The 17,607-nt window shown below is 70.1% G+C and carries 18 protein-coding genes and 1 riboswitch; of the genes, 4 read left to right on the top strand and 14 right to left on the bottom strand.

Going from position 1 to position 17,607, the window contains the following annotated elements; translation table 11 throughout:
- Positions 1 to 282 precede the first annotated feature (282 nt).
- Positions 283 to 1,608, bottom strand: coding sequence for an endo-1,4-beta-xylanase (locus ACFVDI_RS22340; protein ID WP_378910356.1), 1,326 nt, complete (start codon positions 1,606 to 1,608; stop codon positions 283 to 285).
- Between the two features lie 186 nt (positions 1,609 to 1,794).
- Between ACFVDI_RS22340 and ACFVDI_RS22335 the strand changes: the two genes are divergently transcribed.
- Positions 1,795 to 2,322: a GNAT family N-acetyltransferase gene (locus tag ACFVDI_RS22335; protein ID WP_378910353.1), complete on the top strand. Its 528-nt coding sequence runs from the start codon at positions 1,795 to 1,797 to the stop codon at positions 2,320 to 2,322.
- Between the two features lie 17 nt (positions 2,323 to 2,339).
- Here the strand turns inward: ACFVDI_RS22335 and ACFVDI_RS22330 are convergent, their stop codons facing one another.
- The 4 genes from ACFVDI_RS22330 to ACFVDI_RS22315 are packed head-to-tail and all read right to left on the bottom strand — an operon-like array spanning position 2,340 to position 5,332.
- Positions 2,340 to 3,233 carry a hypothetical protein gene (locus ACFVDI_RS22330; RefSeq protein ID WP_378910350.1) on the bottom strand — a complete coding sequence of 298 codons (894 nt, stop codon included), beginning with the start codon at positions 3,231 to 3,233 and terminating at the stop codon, positions 2,340 to 2,342.
- Positions 3,234 to 3,258: 25 nt separating this feature from the next.
- Complete coding sequence (locus tag ACFVDI_RS22325) at positions 3,259 to 4,101, bottom strand: arylamine N-acetyltransferase (RefSeq protein ID WP_378910347.1); 843 nt, start codon at positions 4,099 to 4,101, stop codon at positions 3,259 to 3,261.
- Entirely contained in the window at positions 4,098 to 4,577 is a 480-nt protein-coding gene (locus tag ACFVDI_RS22320) for a flavin reductase family protein (RefSeq protein ID WP_378910359.1), read from the bottom strand. The genes ACFVDI_RS22325 and ACFVDI_RS22320 overlap by 4 nt, the downstream gene beginning before the upstream one ends.
- Before the next feature lie 2 nt (positions 4,578 to 4,579).
- A complete protein-coding gene (locus ACFVDI_RS22315) occupies positions 4,580 to 5,332 on the bottom strand; it encodes a lysophospholipid acyltransferase family protein (RefSeq protein ID WP_378910344.1) in 753 nt (250 codons plus the stop codon).
- A 98-nt stretch (positions 5,333 to 5,430) separates the two neighbouring features.
- On the opposite strand from ACFVDI_RS22315, the gene ACFVDI_RS22310 reads away from it, so the two are divergent.
- Entirely contained in the window at positions 5,431 to 5,919 is a 489-nt protein-coding gene (locus ACFVDI_RS22310; protein ID WP_378910341.1) for a hypothetical protein, read from the top strand.
- On the opposite strand, the gene ACFVDI_RS22305 is transcribed toward ACFVDI_RS22310, so the two are convergent.
- The 5 genes from ACFVDI_RS22305 to ACFVDI_RS22285 are packed head-to-tail and all read right to left on the bottom strand — an operon-like array spanning position 5,916 to position 9,917.
- A complete protein-coding gene (locus tag ACFVDI_RS22305) occupies positions 5,916 to 6,881 on the bottom strand; it encodes an ROK family protein (RefSeq protein ID WP_378910338.1) in 966 nt (321 codons plus the stop codon). The genes ACFVDI_RS22310 and ACFVDI_RS22305 overlap by 4 nt on opposite strands.
- Entirely contained in the window at positions 6,878 to 7,828 is a 951-nt protein-coding gene (locus tag ACFVDI_RS22300) for an ROK family glucokinase (protein ID WP_378910335.1), read from the bottom strand. Before ACFVDI_RS22300 ends, ACFVDI_RS22305 begins: the two co-directional genes overlap by 4 nt.
- A gap of 3 nt (positions 7,829 to 7,831) precedes the next feature.
- Complete coding sequence (locus ACFVDI_RS22295; protein ID WP_378910331.1) at positions 7,832 to 8,254, bottom strand: hypothetical protein; 423 nt, start codon at positions 8,252 to 8,254, stop codon at positions 7,832 to 7,834.
- Between the two features lie 2 nt (positions 8,255 to 8,256).
- A complete protein-coding gene (locus ACFVDI_RS22290; RefSeq protein ID WP_378910328.1) occupies positions 8,257 to 9,474 on the bottom strand; it encodes an ArsA family ATPase in 1,218 nt (405 codons plus the stop codon).
- Between the two features lie 11 nt (positions 9,475 to 9,485).
- On the bottom strand, positions 9,486 to 9,917 hold the full coding sequence (locus tag ACFVDI_RS22285; protein WP_378910326.1) for an SRPBCC family protein: 432 nt from the start codon (positions 9,915 to 9,917) through the stop codon (positions 9,486 to 9,488).
- A 132-nt stretch (positions 9,918 to 10,049) separates the two neighbouring features.
- On the opposite strand from ACFVDI_RS22285, the gene ACFVDI_RS22280 reads away from it, so the two are divergent.
- Entirely contained in the window at positions 10,050 to 11,843 is a 1,794-nt protein-coding gene (locus tag ACFVDI_RS22280) for an AMP-dependent synthetase/ligase (RefSeq protein ID WP_378910323.1), read from the top strand.
- Between the two features lie 95 nt (positions 11,844 to 11,938).
- On the opposite strand, the gene ACFVDI_RS22275 is transcribed toward ACFVDI_RS22280, so the two are convergent.
- From ACFVDI_RS22275 to ACFVDI_RS22260, 4 genes are all read right to left on the bottom strand, one after another.
- Entirely contained in the window at positions 11,939 to 13,171 is a 1,233-nt protein-coding gene (locus tag ACFVDI_RS22275; RefSeq protein ID WP_378910321.1) for a M48 family metalloprotease, read from the bottom strand.
- The gene (locus ACFVDI_RS22270; RefSeq protein WP_378910319.1) at positions 13,168 to 14,382 is read right to left on the bottom strand and encodes a hypothetical protein; all 1,215 of its coding nucleotides are present in this window, start codon (positions 14,380 to 14,382) and stop codon (positions 13,168 to 13,170) included. Before ACFVDI_RS22270 ends, ACFVDI_RS22275 begins: the two co-directional genes overlap by 4 nt.
- Positions 14,383 to 14,419: 37 nt before the next feature.
- Positions 14,420 to 15,406: an NlpC/P60 family protein gene (locus ACFVDI_RS22265; protein ID WP_378910317.1), complete on the bottom strand. Its 987-nt coding sequence runs from the start codon at positions 15,404 to 15,406 to the stop codon at positions 14,420 to 14,422.
- Between the two features lie 15 nt (positions 15,407 to 15,421).
- Positions 15,422 to 15,626: riboswitch (cyclic di-AMP (ydaO/yuaA leader) on the bottom strand.
- A gap of 96 nt (positions 15,627 to 15,722) precedes the next feature.
- Entirely contained in the window at positions 15,723 to 15,905 is a 183-nt protein-coding gene (locus ACFVDI_RS22260) for a hypothetical protein (protein ID WP_378880029.1), read from the bottom strand.
- 122 nt (positions 15,906 to 16,027) lie between these two features.
- Between ACFVDI_RS22260 and ACFVDI_RS22255 the strand changes: the two genes are divergently transcribed.
- Positions 16,028 to 17,293 carry an NYN domain-containing protein gene (locus tag ACFVDI_RS22255; protein ID WP_378910314.1) on the top strand — a complete coding sequence of 422 codons (1,266 nt, stop codon included), beginning with the start codon at positions 16,028 to 16,030 and terminating at the stop codon, positions 17,291 to 17,293.
- Positions 17,294 to 17,607: the final 314 nt, after the last annotated feature.

Here is a 17,607-nt window from a genome sequence, read left to right as displayed (position 1 = left end):
TCTTTCTCGATCGGGTGCCGGGTCAAGGATGGCCGAAGGCCACCGCGAAGCGGCGGGCGAAGCCCGTCCTTGACGCGGTGCCCGATCGAGAAACACTCAAAGAACGGGTCGGCGGCGAACCCTGAAACGAAGAAACAGTACCTAGCGAGGTTTCCTCACGGGTGGTCTCGACAAGCTCGACCACCGGTGTGCCGCGGCTCGACCAGCGAAGCCAGCAGCCCAACGAACAGCCGAGCGGGGCCCCGGCCGCAAACCCACGACCAAGGCCCCGCCCCTTCACGATCAGACCGCCGTACAGCTAGCAGTCGGAGTCGAGGTGTTCCCGCCCGAGTAGAGCGTGATCCCGAACTGGTTGCCGTTGCCGTTCGGCGTGGCAGTGAGAGTCCCCGAGGTCCCGGAGACAGTGGCGTTCCACGAGTTCTGCAGACTCTGCCCCGACCCGATGCTGATCCTCACGACCCAGTTGTTGGTCCCGCTGACGGCGAAGACCGTGTTGAACCGATCGCCCCACGATTCGGTCCGGGTCACGGTCACTGTGCAACTACCCGCCGGCGGCGTGGTGCTCCCACCATCGGCAGTGTTGAGCTGGTCGAGGACGTAGCCATAGGCGAGCTTCTTGTTGCCGGAGCCGTCGAAGAGCAGCGGGGTGTCCGAGGCGCGCCACGAGTCGGTGTCCCGTACGCCCCAGACCGTGATGCCGGTGCAGCGGGTGACCGCCATGCAGGCCTGGGTGACACCGCGGAACTGCTCGGCCTGCGAGGTGCCGGAGCCGGCGATGTCGAGCTCGGTGATCTGCACGTCGACGCCCAAGTCGGCGAAGTTCTGCAGGGTGACGTGATAGTTGCTCGGCACCGGGTTGCCGGAGTTGAAGTGGGCCTGGAATCCGACGCAGTCGATGGGTACGCCGCGCGACTTGAAGTCGCGGACCATGTTGTAGACGGCCTGCGTCTTCGCGTGGCTCCAGTTGTCGGTGTTGTAGTCGTTGTAGCAGAGCTTCGCGTTGGGGTCGGCGGAGCGGGCAGCACGGAAGGCGGCCTCGATCCAGTCGTTGCCGGTGCGCTGCAGGTTGGAGTTGCGGCGAGCCCCCGAGGTGCCGTCCTCGAAGGCCTCGTTCACGACGTCCCAGGCGTAGATCTTGCCCCGGTAGTGGCCCGCGACGCCGGCGATGTGGTTGAGCATCGCGTTGCGAAGCGAGCTGCCCTCCATGTTCTGCATCCAGCCCGGCTGCTGCGAGTGCCAGGCCAGCGCGTGCCCACGGACTCGCTTGCCGTTCTGGATGGCCCAGTTGGCGATCTGGTCTCCGGCGGAGAAGCTGAACTGGTTCTGCGACGGCTCGGTCGCGTCCATCTTCATCTCGTTCTCGGCGGTGATCATGTTGAACTCGCGGTTCGCGATGGTCGTGTACTGCGAATCCGACATCCGGCTGGCCGCGATCGCGGTACCGAAGTAGCGGCCGGACTCGGCGGCCGCGGCCTGCAGGGTGGAGCCGTCTGCCTGGGCCGGAGCGGCCACGGCGACGACGGCGATGCCACTGGCGATCAGTGTGGCGGCGACGGCGGCACCTCTGGCCAGCCGGGCACCCACGGGTCTGACTCGAACTCGGGTCATCATCGATCCTGTTCTCTCGATTGAACGGTGGTCGGTGGTACCTCAGAGCTCGCGCGAACTCGATCGAAAACGTTATCGACATCGTTTTATAGCGTCAAGCGATCACGGCAGATTCAGGTGACATTCCTCACACAGGAATCCTGCTTTAGCGAAGCGCTCCTCGACAGCACCTGGCAGGCTCGCCCCGTGCCCTTCACCCACCGTGTAGCAACAGCTGACGACATCCCCGCCCTGAACGCGATCATGAACACCTCGATCGCGGAGCTCCAGAAGGCTTTCCTGACCGAAGCCCAGATCGCCTCGAGCAGGATGGTGATGGGCATCGACACCCAGCTGATCGAGGACGGCACCTACTTCGTGGTCGAGGAGGGCGACCGGATCGCCGGCTGTGGTGGCTGGAGCCGGAGGGCGACGCTCTACGGCGGCGACCACACTCCCGGCCGCGAGCCCACCTTGCTGGACCCGGCGAATGATCCAGCCAGGGTGCGAGCGATGTACACCAACCCCGCCTTCGCCCGACGCGGCGTCGGCCGGCTGATCCTGGAACTCTGCGAGGAAGCAGCCGCGGCCGAAGGCTTCACCACCCTCGAGCTGATGGGCACCCTGTCGGGCGAACCTCTGTACCAGGCGTACGGCTTCCAAGCGATCGAACGGATCGAGGACGACCGCGGCGGCGCCCCGGTCCCGCTGGTCCGGATGCGCAAGGACATCTGACCCGTGGCGGAACGGGCCTAACCGCTGAGACGCTCGACCTCGGCCGCTGCCGAGTCCCGCGTGGCAGCGGCCTCCGAGACCGCGGCCTCGGCGGACTCACGCTCCTCCTCGGCCTCCGTGAGCTCGTCCTCGACCTCGAGCGCTGTCTCCTCCAGGTCGGCCAGGCGGCGGCGTAGGTCCTCGATCTCGGACTTCACCTGGAGCGACCTCGCCTCGACGTCCTTGAACGCCGCGGCGGCCTTGTCCCGATGAGCCTCGGCACCGGACAGGGCGGACTCCGCCTCCTCGAGCGCCTCGCGTGCCTCGTCGAGCGCCGCGGTGTCGGGCAGGTCCGGGACGGCCCGCAGCGGCTCGGGAGGCGGCGGGACGACCTCGGGGACCTCGAAGCCCAACGCGTCCGGGAGGGCGACGACGGACGCCGCGTCCACGGCGTCGACGCCGGTGGCCGACAGCGCGGAGACGAGCAGGCCGCTGCGTACGGCCTGGGCGGCGGACTCGTCGATCATCGCCGCGGTCAGCGTCGCCTCGACCTGGGTCGCCACCGCCTCCGTCACCCGCAGACCGTGCTCGCGCGCGAGGCCGCGGGCGCGGGTCGTCACCGCCGCGGTCAGCTGCCGCCGCTGCTTGGTGAGCTCACGCAGCTGGGCGGCGTCCATCCCGGTCTGCGCCTCGCGCAGCAGGGCACCGACCGAGATCACCTGCTCCACCTGCTCGGTCTCGTAGCGCACCAGCAGGTTGACCACCCATGCCGCCGTCGACGGCTTCTTCAACGCCTTGACGGGGCCTGCGAGCGGCGTGCCCTTCAGCCCCTTGGCACTGGCGTCGCGCTCAGGGGTGAAGTCGCCCAGCGGCAGCCCGTAGAGCTCGGCCGCGACGTCGAGCAGCTCGGGGGCAGGTGCGTCGTCGCTCATGTCCGCCATCTCAGCACGTCGCCGACTACCGCGTCAGCAACCACTCGTCGTAGTCGGCGGCCTGTCGCTTGTGGAGTTCGCGCAGCGCGTCCTCCTCGACCCCGGCGAACGAGACACCAAGACCCTCCAGGGCCGCCGTCCACTCGGCGAAGTCACGCAGGTCTCGTGCGGTCGCACCCTCACCGATCCGGCTGTAGCGGATGGAACGGACCGTGTCGGCCCCGGTGGCATCGCGACGCTGCACGACCAGCTTGCTCGTATAGGGGCCCGGCGGCGTCGAGAGCGCCGGATGCCGCACCGCGACCTCGTCCAGGTCCACCACGCCGCGGATCAGGTTGCCGTGGAAGGAGCCAGCAGGATCGTGGTGGAACGTCCAGCCGTCCTCCCCTACCCGCACCAGCCGGTAGACGAACCCGTTCTGCCGGAAGTGCCCGTCGACCAGCGGCAGCGGCTCCCGGAAGGCGTCGCCGAAACCCAGATCGGGCCACCACCGCCCGCCAGGGTTGTCCGCCGTCGGCAGCCCACGGACCTCGAAGGCGAGATGGTCCAGCTCACCGCTCGGACCGGTCGTCTCGATCAGCTGGCCGGGGCGGCGTACGACGTCGAACCCCAGCTCCTCCAGGACCGACGAGACCAGGCCGTTGTGGTGGAAGCAGTAGCCGGCGTTGCCACCGGCGGCGACCCGCTCCAGCGTCTCCACCGGATCCACGGAGTCCGGCGCGCCCACCGCACCGATGGCGGCGAGCATGATCGAGAGGTTGTCGTAGGGAAGCGTGTCGAGATGGCGGTGATGAAGGTCGACGAGCGTCTCGTACGTCGCCTCCGGCCGTCCCTCGAGGCCGAGCCGTCGCAGGTAGCCGTCGATCACCGTTCGTACCTCCCGTGCCGGTGGACCAGCGGGTCGGCGTCGTCACCGACCTCGAGCGACACGATCTCGCACGTCGCCAGGACTGACCAGCCGATTTCCGTCATCGAGACCAGGCGTACGCCGGCCCAGGTCGGGGCATCGGCGAGGCGGCGGCCGAAGTCGGTCGTCTCCCACGACCCCAGCCGGAACGCGCCGCCGGGAGCGGGCGCGGTGCCTCCGAACGCCTCGGCGAGGTCGCGATGGCGCCAGTGGAGCAGCGACACGACCCCGACGCCGGTCTCCTCGAGCTCGTCACGCAGGTCCGAGTCGGGGTCGAGCAGACCGAGCACGGCGCCGGGCGCCCCGTTGGCCATCATCAGCGAGGAGACCGTGAGCCCGGCCGCCCCTGAGGTCCACAGCGACACCCGGCCGCCGAGACGACCGCGCCACCGGCGTACCGGATCCTCCGGCGTCGGGAACGGGTGGGACGAGTGGATCGTCAGGCTACGTCCTTGGTCGGCCGCGCGGAGTTCTTCTTCCCGGGCTTCTTGGCCGGCTTCTCGCCGTCGGCCAGCTTCTTGGCGTCGGTGGCGTACATGTCGACGTACTCCTGGCCGGACAGCTTCAGGATCTCGTAGACGATCTCGTCGGTGATCGCGCGCAGGATGTAGCGGTCGTTGGCCATGCCCTCGTAGCGCGAGAAGTCGAGCGGCTTGCCGAAGACGATCCGCGGCCGGACGATCTTGCCGAGCTTCTTGCCCGGGGGCGCGATCACGTCGGTGCCGATCACCGCGACCGGGATCACCGGAGCGCCGGTGTCCAGAGCCAGCCGGGCGATGCCGGTGCGGCCCCGGTAGAGCTTGCCGTCGTGGGAACGCGTGCCCTCGGGATAGATTCCGAAGAGCTCGCCGTCGCCGAGCACCCGCTTCGCGGCGATCAGGGCACCCTCGGCCGCGGTCGCCCCCGACCGGTCGATCGGCACGTTGCCGGTGCCGCTGAAGAACGTACGCTGCAGGAAACCCTTCACGCCCGTGCCGGTGAAGTACTCCGCCTTCGCCACGAACCGCACCATCCGCGGTGAGCCCAGCGGCATGAAGAGCCAGTCGGCGTAGGAGAGGTGGTTGCCGGCCAGGATCGCCGGGCCCTTGCGCGGGATGTTCTCGACACCCTCCCAGGTCGGGCGGAAAACAGCCCGGAGCAGAGGTCCGACAGCGACCCACTTCAAGAACGAGTAGAAGAGCTTCGTCGACACCCCATCGCCTTCCCAAATTGCCTTCGACCGATGAGCCTATAACGAGACAGGTACTTGTACTCGCGCACCCTGTCATGAGATCCGGCTAGGCTGGAAGAGTGAGCGAGCGAGACGACCGGCCCGAGGACACGACCGGGGCCTCCGACGACGCCTCCGTGCCTGCAGACGGGCCGTCGTCGGACGAGGAAGCCTGGCGCGAGATCGTCGAGAACTACGGCGACCGGCCCGCCCTCGAAGAGGAGCCCGTCTCCCGTGGTCTCTTCGAGAAGAAGATCGACATCGTCGAGCCGGTCGACGAGCCGGACCCCTACGAGGACATGTGGCGCGACGACGAGGAGGGCTACGTCCCACCGCCTCCGCCGCCGCTGCCGAAGCCGACCCCGGCGCGCCTGCTGGCCTGGATCGGCGTGCTCGGCGCACCGGTCGCCGTGCTGGTGCTGATCGTGGTCACCCAGATCACCGACCGCCACTTCAGCAGCTGGGTCATCGGCGGGCTGGTCACGGCGTTCATCGCCGGGTTCGTCTACCTGCTGGTGACGATGCCGTCCGAGCCCCGCGATCCCTGGGACGACGGCGCGCGCGTCTAGCTCTGGCCGGAGGTGAGTCGGCGGGCCAGGATGCTCGCCCCGACAACCCCTGCCTCGGCGCCGAATGCGGTCGCCACGATCGGCGGCACCTCGCGGTGGAGGCGACCGACGAGCGAGGCCTCCAGGGCCGTGCGGGCGGGCGCCAGCAGCAGGTCGCCCGCGGTCGAGACTCCCCCGCCGACGACCAGGAGCTCGGGGTCGAAGGCGGCCACCAGGCCGGCCAGCCCGACCCCCAGCCACGACCCCACCGACTCGTACGCAGCCAGCGCGAGCGCATCGCCGTCGGCCGCGGCGGCGGTGACCGCCGGGCCGGTGATCTTGAGCGGGTCGCCCGCGGCCAGCTCGTCGAGCGGGCCACCGGCGTGCTCCTCGGTCTCCACCCTGGCGCGCACGAAGGCGACCAGCGCGTTGCCGGAGGAGTACTGCTCCCAGCAGCCGGTGAGACCGCACTCGCAGGGCAGCCCGCCGGGCACGACCTGCATGTGGCCGAACTCCCCGGCCATGCCGTTGCGACCGCGCACGACCTTGCCGTCCAGGATCACCGCGCCGCCGATGCCGGTGCCGAGCGTGATGAGCAGGGCTGAGTCGACGCCGCGGGCGGCACCGAGCTCCAGCTCGGCCAGGGCGGCACAGTTGGCGTCGTTGTCGAGCGCCACCCGGGTGCCCCAGCGCGAGGACAGCCGGCTCAGGGTCGGCTCTCCGCGCCAGGGAAGATGCGGGGCGAACATCACCCGCTCTCCCGCCGCGTCGACGAACCCGGCGGCGGCCAGCCCCACCCCGGCGACGGGCCGGCCGGCGGCCACCTCGGTGACCGCGTCGGTCAGGGCATCCTCCACCAGCTCGAGCTCGACCCGGCGCCCCGGGGTGCTGCGGTGAGCGGTGCGGAGCACGTCACCGGCCGGCGAGACCTCGGCCGCGAGCACCTTGGTGCCGCCGATGTCGACACCGATGTGCAGGCTCACCTGCGGGCCAGGTCGGCCGCGCCGATCAGGCCTGCCTCATTGCCCAGCGTCGCCTTGCGGATGTCGAGCATCGGACGGTGGCCGCGGCCGGTCAGCTGCGCCAGGAAGGCACGCCGAGCGGGCCCGAGGAGCAGGTCATCTGCCTCGGCCACGCCGCCGCCGATGGCCACCACAGCCGGGTCGAGCACCGCGGCGATCGAGGCGATCCCCTCGCCCAGCCAGATGCCGAGGTCGGTCAGCGCCTCGATCGCGAAGGCGTCGCCGTCACGGGCCGCCTCGGTGATCAGCGGGCCCTTGATCTTGTCGAGGTCACCCTCGGCGCGGTCCAGGACCTCGCGGGCCAGCAGCGACCCGCCGCGCGCCGCGGCGCGGACGTTGCGCACCAGGGCCGACCCCGAGGCGTACTGCTCCCAGCAGCCGCGGTTGCCGCAGCCGCACAGGTGGCCGTTGGGCACGACCCGCATATGGCCGATCTCGGCGCCGACGCCGAAGGCACCGCGGTAGAGGTCGCCCTCGAGCACCAGGCCGCCGCCGACACCGGTGCCGACAGTCACCAGCATCATGTTGTCGACCTCGGCCCCCGCGCCGTACTCGAACTCGCCCCACGCGGCCGCGTTGGCGTCGTTCTCGATCACGACCGGCAGCTCGAGGACCTTCTCCAGGCGCTCCTTGAGCGGCACGTCGCGCCAGGCGATGTTGGGGGCGAACAGAACCGTCGACCGGCCCTTGTCGATGTAGCCCGCGGCGCCGATGCCGACGCACTCGATCGGGTGCTTGGTCTTGAGCTCCTGGACCACCTCCACGATGGCGGCCTCGATGGCCTCCGGGCTCTTCGCCGGCGACTCGACCCGGTGGTCCTCGATGATGTTGCCGTCGTGGTCGACGACGCCGCCGAGGATCTTGGTGCCGCCCACGTCGACACCGCAGGCCAGCTTCTTCGTCGTCATGCCTCAGCTCCAGCCGTCGAGATCGATCCGTTGGACCTTTTCCGAGCGTCGCGCCCAGTCCCGGGTCGCATCTTCCTCAGCCCGCACGCCATCACTGTGAGCATCCTCGCCTTCACTAGGGCCAGCACCCGGACTCGTGGCCGCCGCGTTGAGCACCGTGGCCGCGGCCTGCATCAACGATGCGGCAGCGCTGGCCAGATGCACCTTGACCTCCGGGCTCGACTCCCGGAGGACATGAACGGTACGGCACAGCGGGCAGTAGGTGCACTCCGGTGCCCCCGTTCCGAGATGGTCTCCGAGCCCTTCGGCGAGGTGGCCGATCCGGGAGTCCTTGGCCCACTCGCCGATGGCCTCCATCAGCCGGCCGAGCTCCTCGGCGGTCGACCCCAGCGGCTCGTCGGCCCACTCGTGGCGCTGCTCGCTCACGATTACTCGCTCTCGATGTTCGTCGTCTGCCGAGAAAACGTTACTCGCAGCTCCCCACCCTCGACGCGCGCCCCGCTGACGCGCAGACGGGCGAGTGCGGTGGGAAGGGTCAGCAGACGCCGGTAGGCCCCCACGGTGATCGCCAGCTCGTCGCCGTTGCGGCCCAGCTGGACCTGGTCGCGCTCGACCCACTGGGTCAGCCCGGGCAGGGCCAGGTGGACCACGGTCGTCTCGCCGTCGTCGTCGCTCGCGGTCCGGAACGGCGCCGGTGTGTCGGGGACGGCCAGCGGGTCGACGCTGCCGGTCCATGCGTACGCGGCTTCGGCGACCTCACGCAGATCCTCGACGCCCACGGGCTCGGAGGGCCGGTAGAACGAGCGCCAGACCGGCAGCCCCTCGAAGGAGGCGCCGATGTCGCCGAGCACGTCGTCCTGGGCCTTGACCCAGCCGGCCCGCCAGTCGTCGGAGCCGCCGGCCGGGAAGATCCGGTTGGCGACGACACCGTCGACGCGGTAGCCGTAGAGGGAGAGCGTCGTCCAGGACCGTCGGGCCTCGGCGAGCACGACCCGCTCGGGGGTCAGCACGATGCGTACGGACGCCTCGGGGCCCGCCAGCAGGGCGCGGACGTCGGCGAGCTCGTCGTGGAGCCGGACGAGCGCGTCGAAGACGGAGTCGCCGGGCATCGGCACCCCGGCAGCCTTGGTGAGCACGGGCTTGAGCGCCTTCACCATCTTGCGCTGGACCGGGAGGATGCGCTCCAGATACCAGCCCAGGGCTTCGGGAAGGGCGAGCAGGCGCAGCGTCTCGGCGGTCGGGGCGCAGTCGACCACGATCGTGTCCCACTCCCCCGACACGGCCATCCGGCGCAGCTCCAGGAGCGCGAAGACCTCCTCGGCACCGGGGATGACGGTCAGCTCCTCGGCCGCGATCCGGTCGACCCCGATGGTGTCCAGGACGCTCAGCAGATAGCCCTGCACCTCCGCCCACGACTGCTCGAAGCGACGCTGAGCGTCGACGTGCTGGACCCAGAGGTGCTGGGTGACCTCGACCGGCTCCGAGCCGAGCGCAGCACCGACCCCGAAGGCATCGCCCAGGGAGTGGGCGGCGTCGGTCGACAGGACCAGCGTGCGCAGCCCACGGGCCGCGGACATCGCCGCGGTGCCGGCCGAGACGGTCGACTTGCCGACGCCGCCCTTGCCGGTGAAGAGAAGGATTCTCACGAAGGCATGTCCTACTTCTCCACCCGCTGCTTGAGGCCTCGCAGGGCGGTGTCGATCAGGACCTTCTCGCCCTTGCGCTTGAGCATGCCGATCAGCGGGATGCTCAGGTCGAGCGCGAGCCGGTAGGTGACCTCGGTGCGGCCACCGAGGTCACGCAGGACATAGGCGCCGTCCATCGAGCGCAGCAGGTTGCCCTTCACCAGCGACCAGGTCACCTGGCGGTCGCCGTCCCAGTCGTAGGCCAGGGTGTATTCGTCCTTGATCGGCGCGACGTCGAGCACGAAGCGGACCTGCTCGGCCCGCCCGTCGACGCCGGTCTCGATGACGTTGACCTCCTGCATGCCCTTGGCCCACGCCGGATAGGACTTGAAGTCCGCGATCACCGCCATCACTGCCGAGGGCGCGGCCTCGATCACGATCGTCGAGGTGGTCTGATCGGCCATCGGTGGTGTCCTCACTCCCTGACTTGCTAGGTGGCTAGGAGCGTACCGGATAGCATCCCGGTGAAATGGTCGGGCTGTGACGGGGGTAACCTCCGGTTCGTACCCACCTACCATCAGTATGCGGAGGCCCTTGTGCGCGAGTTCTCCACGCCCGCGACGTACGTTGTTCCCCCCACCGGCAACCTGAGCGACGACGTCGTGCGTAACGCCGCCGAGGCGCCCGATGCGGCTGTCCTCAGCCGCCCGGGCCCTGACGGCACCTGGGTCGACGTGACCTCCGCGGAGTTCCTCGCCGAGGTCTCGGCGGTCGCCAAGGGCCTGATCGCGGCGGGCGTCGGTGCTGGGGACCGGGTGGCGCTGCTCTCCAAGACGCGCTATGAGTGGACGCTGGTCGACTACGCGATCTGGTTCGCCGGCGCGACGACGGTGCCGATCTACGAGACCTCCTCGGCCGAGCAGATCGAGTGGATCCTCCGGGACTCCGCCACCGTGGCGGTCGTCGCCGAGGACGCCGGCCACATGAGCCGGATCAGCGAGGTCCGTGCGAGCTGCACCGAACTCAACAACGTCTGGTCGATCAACGACAACGCCGTGGACCTGCTGGTCAAGCTCGGCACCGACATCACCGACGAGCAGCTCGAGGCCCGCCGCAGCGCGGTCACCCCCGACGACGCCGCGACCCTGATCTACACCTCCGGCACCACCGGACGGCCCAAGGGCTGCGTGCTCACCCACGGCAACTTCATGTTCGAGCTCGGCGTCGTGGTCGACTCGCTCGACGGCCTGTTCAGCATCGAGGGCCGCAGCACGCTGCTGTTCCTGCCGCTCGCGCACGTCTTCGCGCGGATCATCCAGGTCGGCTGCATCAAGTCCCGCACCCGGCTGGGCCACACCCCCGACATCAAGAACCTCGTCGCCGACCTCGGCACCTTCCAGCCGACCTTCGTGCTGGCCGTGCCGCGGGTGTTCGAGAAGGTCTACAACACCGCCTCGCAGAAGGCCGTCGCCGACGGCAAGGGCCGCATCTTCGACATGGCGACCGAGGTCGCCATCAACTACTCCCGGGCCACCGAGACCGGCAAGGCGCCGCTGCTCCTCGCGGCCAAGCACAAGCTGTTCTCCAAGCTGGTCTACGGCAAGCTGCTCGCCGCGCTCGGCGGCAACTGCTCCTACGCCGTCTCCGGCGGTGCTCCGCTCGGCGACCGCCTCGGCCACTTCTACCGAGGCATCGGCGTCACCGTCCTGGAGGGCTACGGCCTCACCGAGACGACCGGCGCCCTCACCGTCAACCTGCCCGAGGCGCTCAAGATCGGCACGGTCGGCCGACCGATCCCCGGCACCTCGGTGCGCGTCGCCGACGACGGCGAGCTGCTCTTCAAGGGCGGCCAGGTGCTCAAGGAGTACTGGCAGAACCCCGACGCCACCGCCGAGGCCAAGACCGGCGACGGCTGGTTCCACTCCGGCGACCTCGGCGAGGTCGACGACGAGGGCTTCGTCAAGATCACCGGCCGCAAGAAGGAGATCCTGGTCACGGCCGGCGGCAAGAACGTCGCGCCGGCCGTCCTCGAGGACCGCCTCCGCGCCCACGTGCTCGTCGACCAGTGCATCGTCGTCGGCGACGGCCAGCCGTTCATCGGCGCCATCGTCACCATCGACCCCGAGGCCCTGCCCACCTGGGCCGAGGCCAACGGCAAGTCCGGCCGCATCGAGGATCTCGTCGAGGACGAGGACCTGCGCGCCGTCATCCAGGGCGCCGTCGACGACGCCAACAAGGCGGTCTCGAAGGCCGAGTCGATCCGCAAGTTCGTGATCATCCCCGACTCCTGGACCGAGGAGGGTGGCCAGCTCACCCCCAGCCTCAAGCTCAAGCGCAACGTGGTCATGCGCGAGTTCAGCCACGAGGTCGACGCGCTCTACGCAAAGTAAAAGCTGTTCCTGTGGCGCCGAGTCGGCGCATCTGACCCCGTGCCTGGCGAAGCGAAGCGAGCCAGAGGGGTCGGATGCGCCGACTCGGCCTTATCTCAGTCCAGCACCCGATGAGCGATCGCAATCCGCTGCAGGGTCGTCGGGTGAGACCCGAACCACCAGTGCGACCAGGCCTGCGGCGACGGGTCGGAGAGCGAGCGTACGCCGAGGGAGTGCTGCAGCCGCGTGAACGACTTCAGGTCACCGGTGGCGCGGAGCGCGTCGACATCGGCGCGGGCCTCGACCTGCCGGCTGAGCCCGTTCTGCACGGGCATCGCCAGCACGCTCGCGAGCGCGAAGACCGCCAGCAGCATCGGGATGCCTTCGGGGGTGGCGTACTCCTCCGGGCGACGGTAGGAGAGCAGCAGGCCCAGCAGACCGACGCCGGTGACCGCCCCGGCGGCGCCGATCACGGTCCCGACCAGGACGTCGTCGTGCTTGGCATGGGCGAGCTCGTGGGCAACGACGGAGAGCACCGCCCCACGCGCCGCCGCGCCTCGCTGCGAGTCGACGAGGTTGTCGTAGAGGACGACCCGGCGGGTGGAGCCGAAACCGGTGACGTACGCGTTGAGCGAGGTCGTCCGCCGGGAGGCATCGACCACCAGGACATCGTCGAGATCGACGCCCTCACGCTCGGCGATCGCCATCACGTCGGTGCGGAGCTGGCCGCGCGGCAGCGGCTCGAAGTCGTTGAACAGCGGCTCGATGACGACCGGGTAGACGAACGAGCCGAGCACCACCAGGGCCGCGACCGCGCCGGCGGCGAGGGCCGGCCACCAACGCCGGCCGAGGCGGATGCAGGCGAAGAGCGCGAGCAGCGCCAGGGATGTGATCAGGACACCGACGACCTGGTTGAGCAGCGAGTCCGTCAACCAGGGCGTCCACGCCTGCCGGGAGAGCCCGTAGCGCACCTGCAGACGGTGGAGCGCCACCCCGAACGGCAACGTCACGATCCAGCCGAGGAGCGTGACCACGGCGACCGCGAGCACGACCCGGAGCAGCCACGGTCCGCGCAGCCGAGCCACCAGGCGCCGTCCGAGCGAGGTGAACCCGAGCACGCAGGCGATCACCAGGGAGACGACGAGCGAGGCCCGGCTGAGCCAGCGCGCGGTGCCGGAGTAGGCCAGCATCCGCTCCAGCTCCTCGGGAGTGAAAACGTCGCGCTCGTCGGGCAGGTCGAGCGGGCCGCCCGGGTAGGGATGCCACGGGATCAACACCCACGCGAGCACCACGAATGCCACCGCGCCGAGGACGAGAACCACCCAGGACGTACGCCGCGTGCTGATCACGACGCAGAGTGTGACAGACGGGCCCGCCAGCGGGCGGTCAGCTCGTCTGTTCCGAAGCCGAAGCTCGCCTGGAGCGCCTTCTCCAGCGGGATGCCGCGGCCGGTCTCCTCGTAGAGGTCGACCAGAGCCTGCTCGCCGCCGGCCTCGGCGAGCACCTCGCAGGCCAGCCAGGCGGCCTCGTACTCGGCTCCGAAGCGCTCCGAGCGGGTGTTGAACTCGGCTTTGCCCGGCAGGTGGTCGGGGGCGCCGTTCTCGCGGACCTGGGCCAGGATCTGGCCGGCGGTCTTGCTCAACGGGAGCTTGGTGTCACGCAGCGCGACGTAGTCGGCGAAGCCCTCGGTGAGCCACATCGGCCGGCGGGTGTTGGTTGCCGCGTCGGTGGCCGCGTGCGTGGCCTCGTGGGTGATGACCACCTGAGCGCCGGGCGCGTCCAGGTCGCCGATGACGCCCTGGTTGACCCACACGTGCAGGGGTGTCTCGGCCTTCGTGGACCCGTCGACGGTCGCGGTCACGGCGGCGACGGCGGTGTAGGTGCCCTGTTCGGCGCCCAGCGCGGAGTCGAGGCCGGTCGTGGGCACCTCGAGAACCAGGCGGGGCTCGTCCCAGGGGATCACCTTGCGGACCTGGGTGACCGCGGCGGCGGCCAGCTCGGCGTAGCGGTCGGCGACCGCGGCCGAGGCTTGCACGATCACGAGGCTCGAGCCGCTGCGGCGCACCTCGACGGGACCGCTCAGCCACAACGGCATCCGGGTGCCCTGGGACGCCGAGAAGCCGGTGATCGCCCCGTCGGCGTCGAAGCCGACCCTGAGCTCCTCGGTCAGCGCCGGGTCGCCCGGGGTGCGCCACGACATCTCCACATCGGCCGTGAAGGAGCCGTCCTGCGCCACGTTGCCCGCCTCGGCGATGTACCTCGCGGTGACGTCCTCGAGGCCGATGGCGTTCGCGTTGCGCACCGCGACCGAGGCGGTGTCCTCGCCGTCGGGCTCCGCCCCCTCACGTACGCCGGTGACCAGCTGCTCCAGCGAGGCCCGCGCGCCCGCGGTGTCGGCGCGAACCACCGGCCCGGTGGTCGGAGTGGGCGCGACGTACTCGCCGCCGCCGGTGAGCCGCCACCCGACGAACCCGGCGAGCAGCATCACCAGCACCAGCACGGCCCCGATGAGGGCGGGGCGGGCCTGGAGGCGGGAAAGAGGAGAGCCGACCGTTCGCACCTGCGAACGATCGGCCTCTTCGGGGTCCTGGGTCAACTCAGCCCGGGCGGACGGCGCCGGTGTAGGGCATCTCGTCGATCGGCGAGACCTTCACACCGGTGCTCGGGTTGGACGCGTGCACCATCTGGCCGTTGCCGATGTAGAGGCCGACGTGGCTGATCGGGCTGTAGAAGAAGACCAGGTCACCGGGAGCGAGCTGGTCGCGCGAGACCTGGGGACCGCTGCTGTACTGCGCCGAGGAGGAGTGCGGCAGCGAGACGCCGGCCTGGCCCCAGGCACCCATGGTGAGGCCGGAGCAGTCCCACGACTCGGTGCCGGTGGCACCGTAGACGTAGGCGTCGCCGACCTGGGCGAGGGCGTAGTCCACGGCCACCTTGGCGCGGCCCGAGGGCGGCGGCAGGTTGGACGGGATGCTGGTGTCGGTGGACTGGATGGCCTCCAGCTCATCGGCCTCGAGCTCGTCGAGCTCGGCCTGGGCCGCCTCGAACTTCTCGTCGATCTCGCTCTTCTTCTGCTGCATGGTCGTCTTGACCTTGGCCATCTGGTCCTTGGCGTCCTCGGTCGCCTCGCGACGCACCTGGAGGGCCTCGGCCTCGGTGTTGTAGCGGGCCAGCAGGTCGGACTGCAGCGCGTTGTAGGACGAGACGGTGGCGAGACCGGCGAGGAACTCCTGCGGGTCCTCGGAGGTGATCACCTGGCCGACGGCAGAGACGTCGGAGCCCTCGAACTGCCGCAGCACGGAGTCGCGGAGCTCGGCGCGGATCTTGTCGAGCTCCTTGCTCTGGCGCTTCTCGTCGGCGTTGAGGTCCTCGAGCTGGTCCTTGAGGTCCTGCAGCCGCAGCTTGGCGTTGCTGTAGTCCTCGTTGGCCGCCTCGGCCTGCGTGTAGAGCTTGTCGACCTTCTTGCGAACGTCGTCGATGTCTGGTTCGGCCTGGGCGGGGGTCGCGGCGGGAATGATCCCGGCGACACCGATGGCGGCGATGCCGGCTGCTCCGGCAATGAGTCGCTTCCGGTCGCGTGTCACGAGCGGACGGTCTCCTTGTGTAGTCGTTGAACGCCTACCGGGTGAGCTGACGGGTTCAGGCACGACCTGCCCTACCACCGCTCCTCGACCTGGTCCCCCAGATCGCCCTTGCGGCGGATGCACCCCAGGTGATCGCACTCCGTGTTGCGGCGTACGACCGGTGTGGTTCCCCGGCTCCTGGCCCGCCCCGAAGCGGGCCTGGACTAAGCGCGACACTCGCGTGAGTCGGTTGACTCACTCCCACGAGCGCCAAGTTCCTGCGCACATTAGCCGACCGGATCCCCCACCTGCCAACCACCCACGCCCAAAAGTTCGGCTACATCCCTTCCACCATCCGCAGCGGCGGGACCAGCCCACCATCGGCGAGCACGTCGAGCGCCCGGCGCTCCTCGTCCTCGATGGTCAGCTCCGGGGGCGGGCCCAGCAGCACGGTGACCACGCAGTCGTGGCACGCCAGTCCGCGCACGAGGCAGGTGTCACAGTCGATTCTCGTCGTCATGCTGCGACGGTCTCACCGACCACCGACATTTTTGCTTTCGTACGGTTGCGTGCGGCGTGTCACCACCATCGCAGCGCGGTATTCGACGCGGCGATCGTCGGCCCGGTCTCTACACTTGACGTATGGAGGTCTCCGCGTACGCGACGCTCCCCGACACGGTCCGGGGACGCATCGTCGCGCTCACGGCCGGGGTGCTTCCCGACGTGGTGCGCCTCCCGCCCGCGCTCAAGCGGATCGCCGACTTCGCCCCTGCCCGGCGCGCCAAGGCCGGCGGTGCGATGATCGCCTCGGTGCTCGAGACCGACGACGAGGTGCGGGAGAAGGTCGGGAGCCAGCTGCGCGCGGCGTACGTCGCCGAGGGCTCGGTCGAGGACCTCACCCTGCCCGAGGATCCGGCCGAGGCGGCCGCCGTCGTGTGGCTCGTCCGGCCCGACGGCTGGGAGGTCTCGCTCAAGGAGGCCCTGGACCGGCTGGACGCGGCCGCGGTCCCGGCGGTCGATGCCGAGGTCGCGCGCCTGCGCGGCAAGCTCGCCGCCGCGGAGGACGAGATCCGTGAGGTGCGCGCCGACCGCAAGGCACGTCTCGACGAGCTCAAGGCCGACAACACCACGCTGCGGCGCAAGCTCGGCGAGGCCCGCGCCGCCGCCCGCGAGGCCGGCACCGGGCTGGACGAGGCCCTGACCGAGGCACGCGAGGCGCTCGCCCGTGCCCAGGACGAGCTGGCCGCTCGCGACCGGCAGCTGCGCCAGCTCCGCAGCCAGGTCGACAAGCTGGAGCGCGAGGCGGCCGCGGAGCGGCGCACCTCGAAGACGGACCGCGAGGACGCCTCGCTGCGGGCCCGGTTCCTGCTCGACACCCTGCTCGACGCGGCCGGAGGGCTCCGCCGCGAGCTCGCTCTGCCCCCGGTCACCGGCACCCCGGGCGAGCGGGTCGAGGCCGAGCTGGCCTCCGCCGACGCCGCCGCGGGCGCCGGCGTCACCAGCAGCGCCCACCTCGAGCAGTTCCTGGCGATGCCCAGGGTCCGGCTGATCGTGGACGGCTACAACGTCTCCAAGGCCCTGTGGCCCGACTCCGCGCTCGATGCCCAGCGGCTGCGGCTGCTGCGCGCGATCGCCCCGATCGCGGCCCGCACCGGCGCCGAGACGACCGTCGTCTTCGACGCCCACTCCGCATCCGTACGCCCCACCGCCGTGCCTCCCCGCGGCGTCAAGGTCCTCTTTTCCCCCGAGGGCGTCATCGCCGACGACGTCATCCGCGACCTCGTCGATGCCGAGCCCGCCGGCCGCATAGTCCTCGTCGCCACCGACGACGCCGAGATCATCAAGGACGTACGCCGCGCCGGCGCCCGCACCGTCCCCCTCTCCTCCCTCTCCCCGCTCCTGGGCTGACCGCGCTGCACTGCGCGCGAACTGCGAAGCAATCGCCAACGACCCAGCGCCGAAGCGCCCCTCGTCTGGACGCAGCGCAGTGAGGAGCGCAGCGACGAACGAAGCGGAGGAAGACGAGGGTCAAGCGAAGGCGCTGCGCGAATTGCGAAGCAATCGCATCCGACCCAGCGCCGAAGCGCCCCTCGTCTGGACGCAGCGCAGTGAGGAGCGCAGCGACGAACGAAGCGGAGGAAGACGAGGATCAAGCGAAGGCGCTGCGCGAATTGCGAAGCAATCGCCAACAACACTGTCGGCGGCTCCCGCTAGTGTGTTCG

Source organism: Nocardioides sp. NPDC057767 (genome assembly GCF_042798275.1).
GTDB lineage: Bacteria > Actinomycetota > Actinomycetes > Propionibacteriales > Nocardioidaceae > Nocardioides.
This window is presented reverse-complemented; position numbering and strand designations above follow the sequence as displayed.

What these genes read in the sequence shown, in the direction of transcription:
- ACFVDI_RS22260 (WP_378880029.1), bottom strand. Translation starts at nt 15,905, where the DNA reads ATGACGACGAGAATCGACTGTGACACCTGCCTCGTGCGCGGACTGGCG.
- ACFVDI_RS22330 (WP_378910350.1), bottom strand. Translation starts at nt 3,233, where the DNA reads ATGAGCGACGACGCACCTGCCCCCGAGCTGCTCGACGTCGCGGCCGAG.
- ACFVDI_RS22255 (WP_378910314.1), top strand. Translation starts at nt 16,028, where the DNA reads ATGGAGGTCTCCGCGTACGCGACGCTCCCCGACACGGTCCGGGGACGC.
- ACFVDI_RS22340 (WP_378910356.1), bottom strand. Translation starts at nt 1,608, where the DNA reads ATGACCCGAGTTCGAGTCAGACCCGTGGGTGCCCGGCTGGCCAGAGGT.
- ACFVDI_RS22300 (WP_378910335.1), bottom strand. Translation starts at nt 7,828, where the DNA reads ATGACGACGAAGAAGCTGGCCTGCGGTGTCGACGTGGGCGGCACCAAG.
- ACFVDI_RS22285 (WP_378910326.1), bottom strand. Translation starts at nt 9,917, where the DNA reads ATGGCCGATCAGACCACCTCGACGATCGTGATCGAGGCCGCGCCCTCG.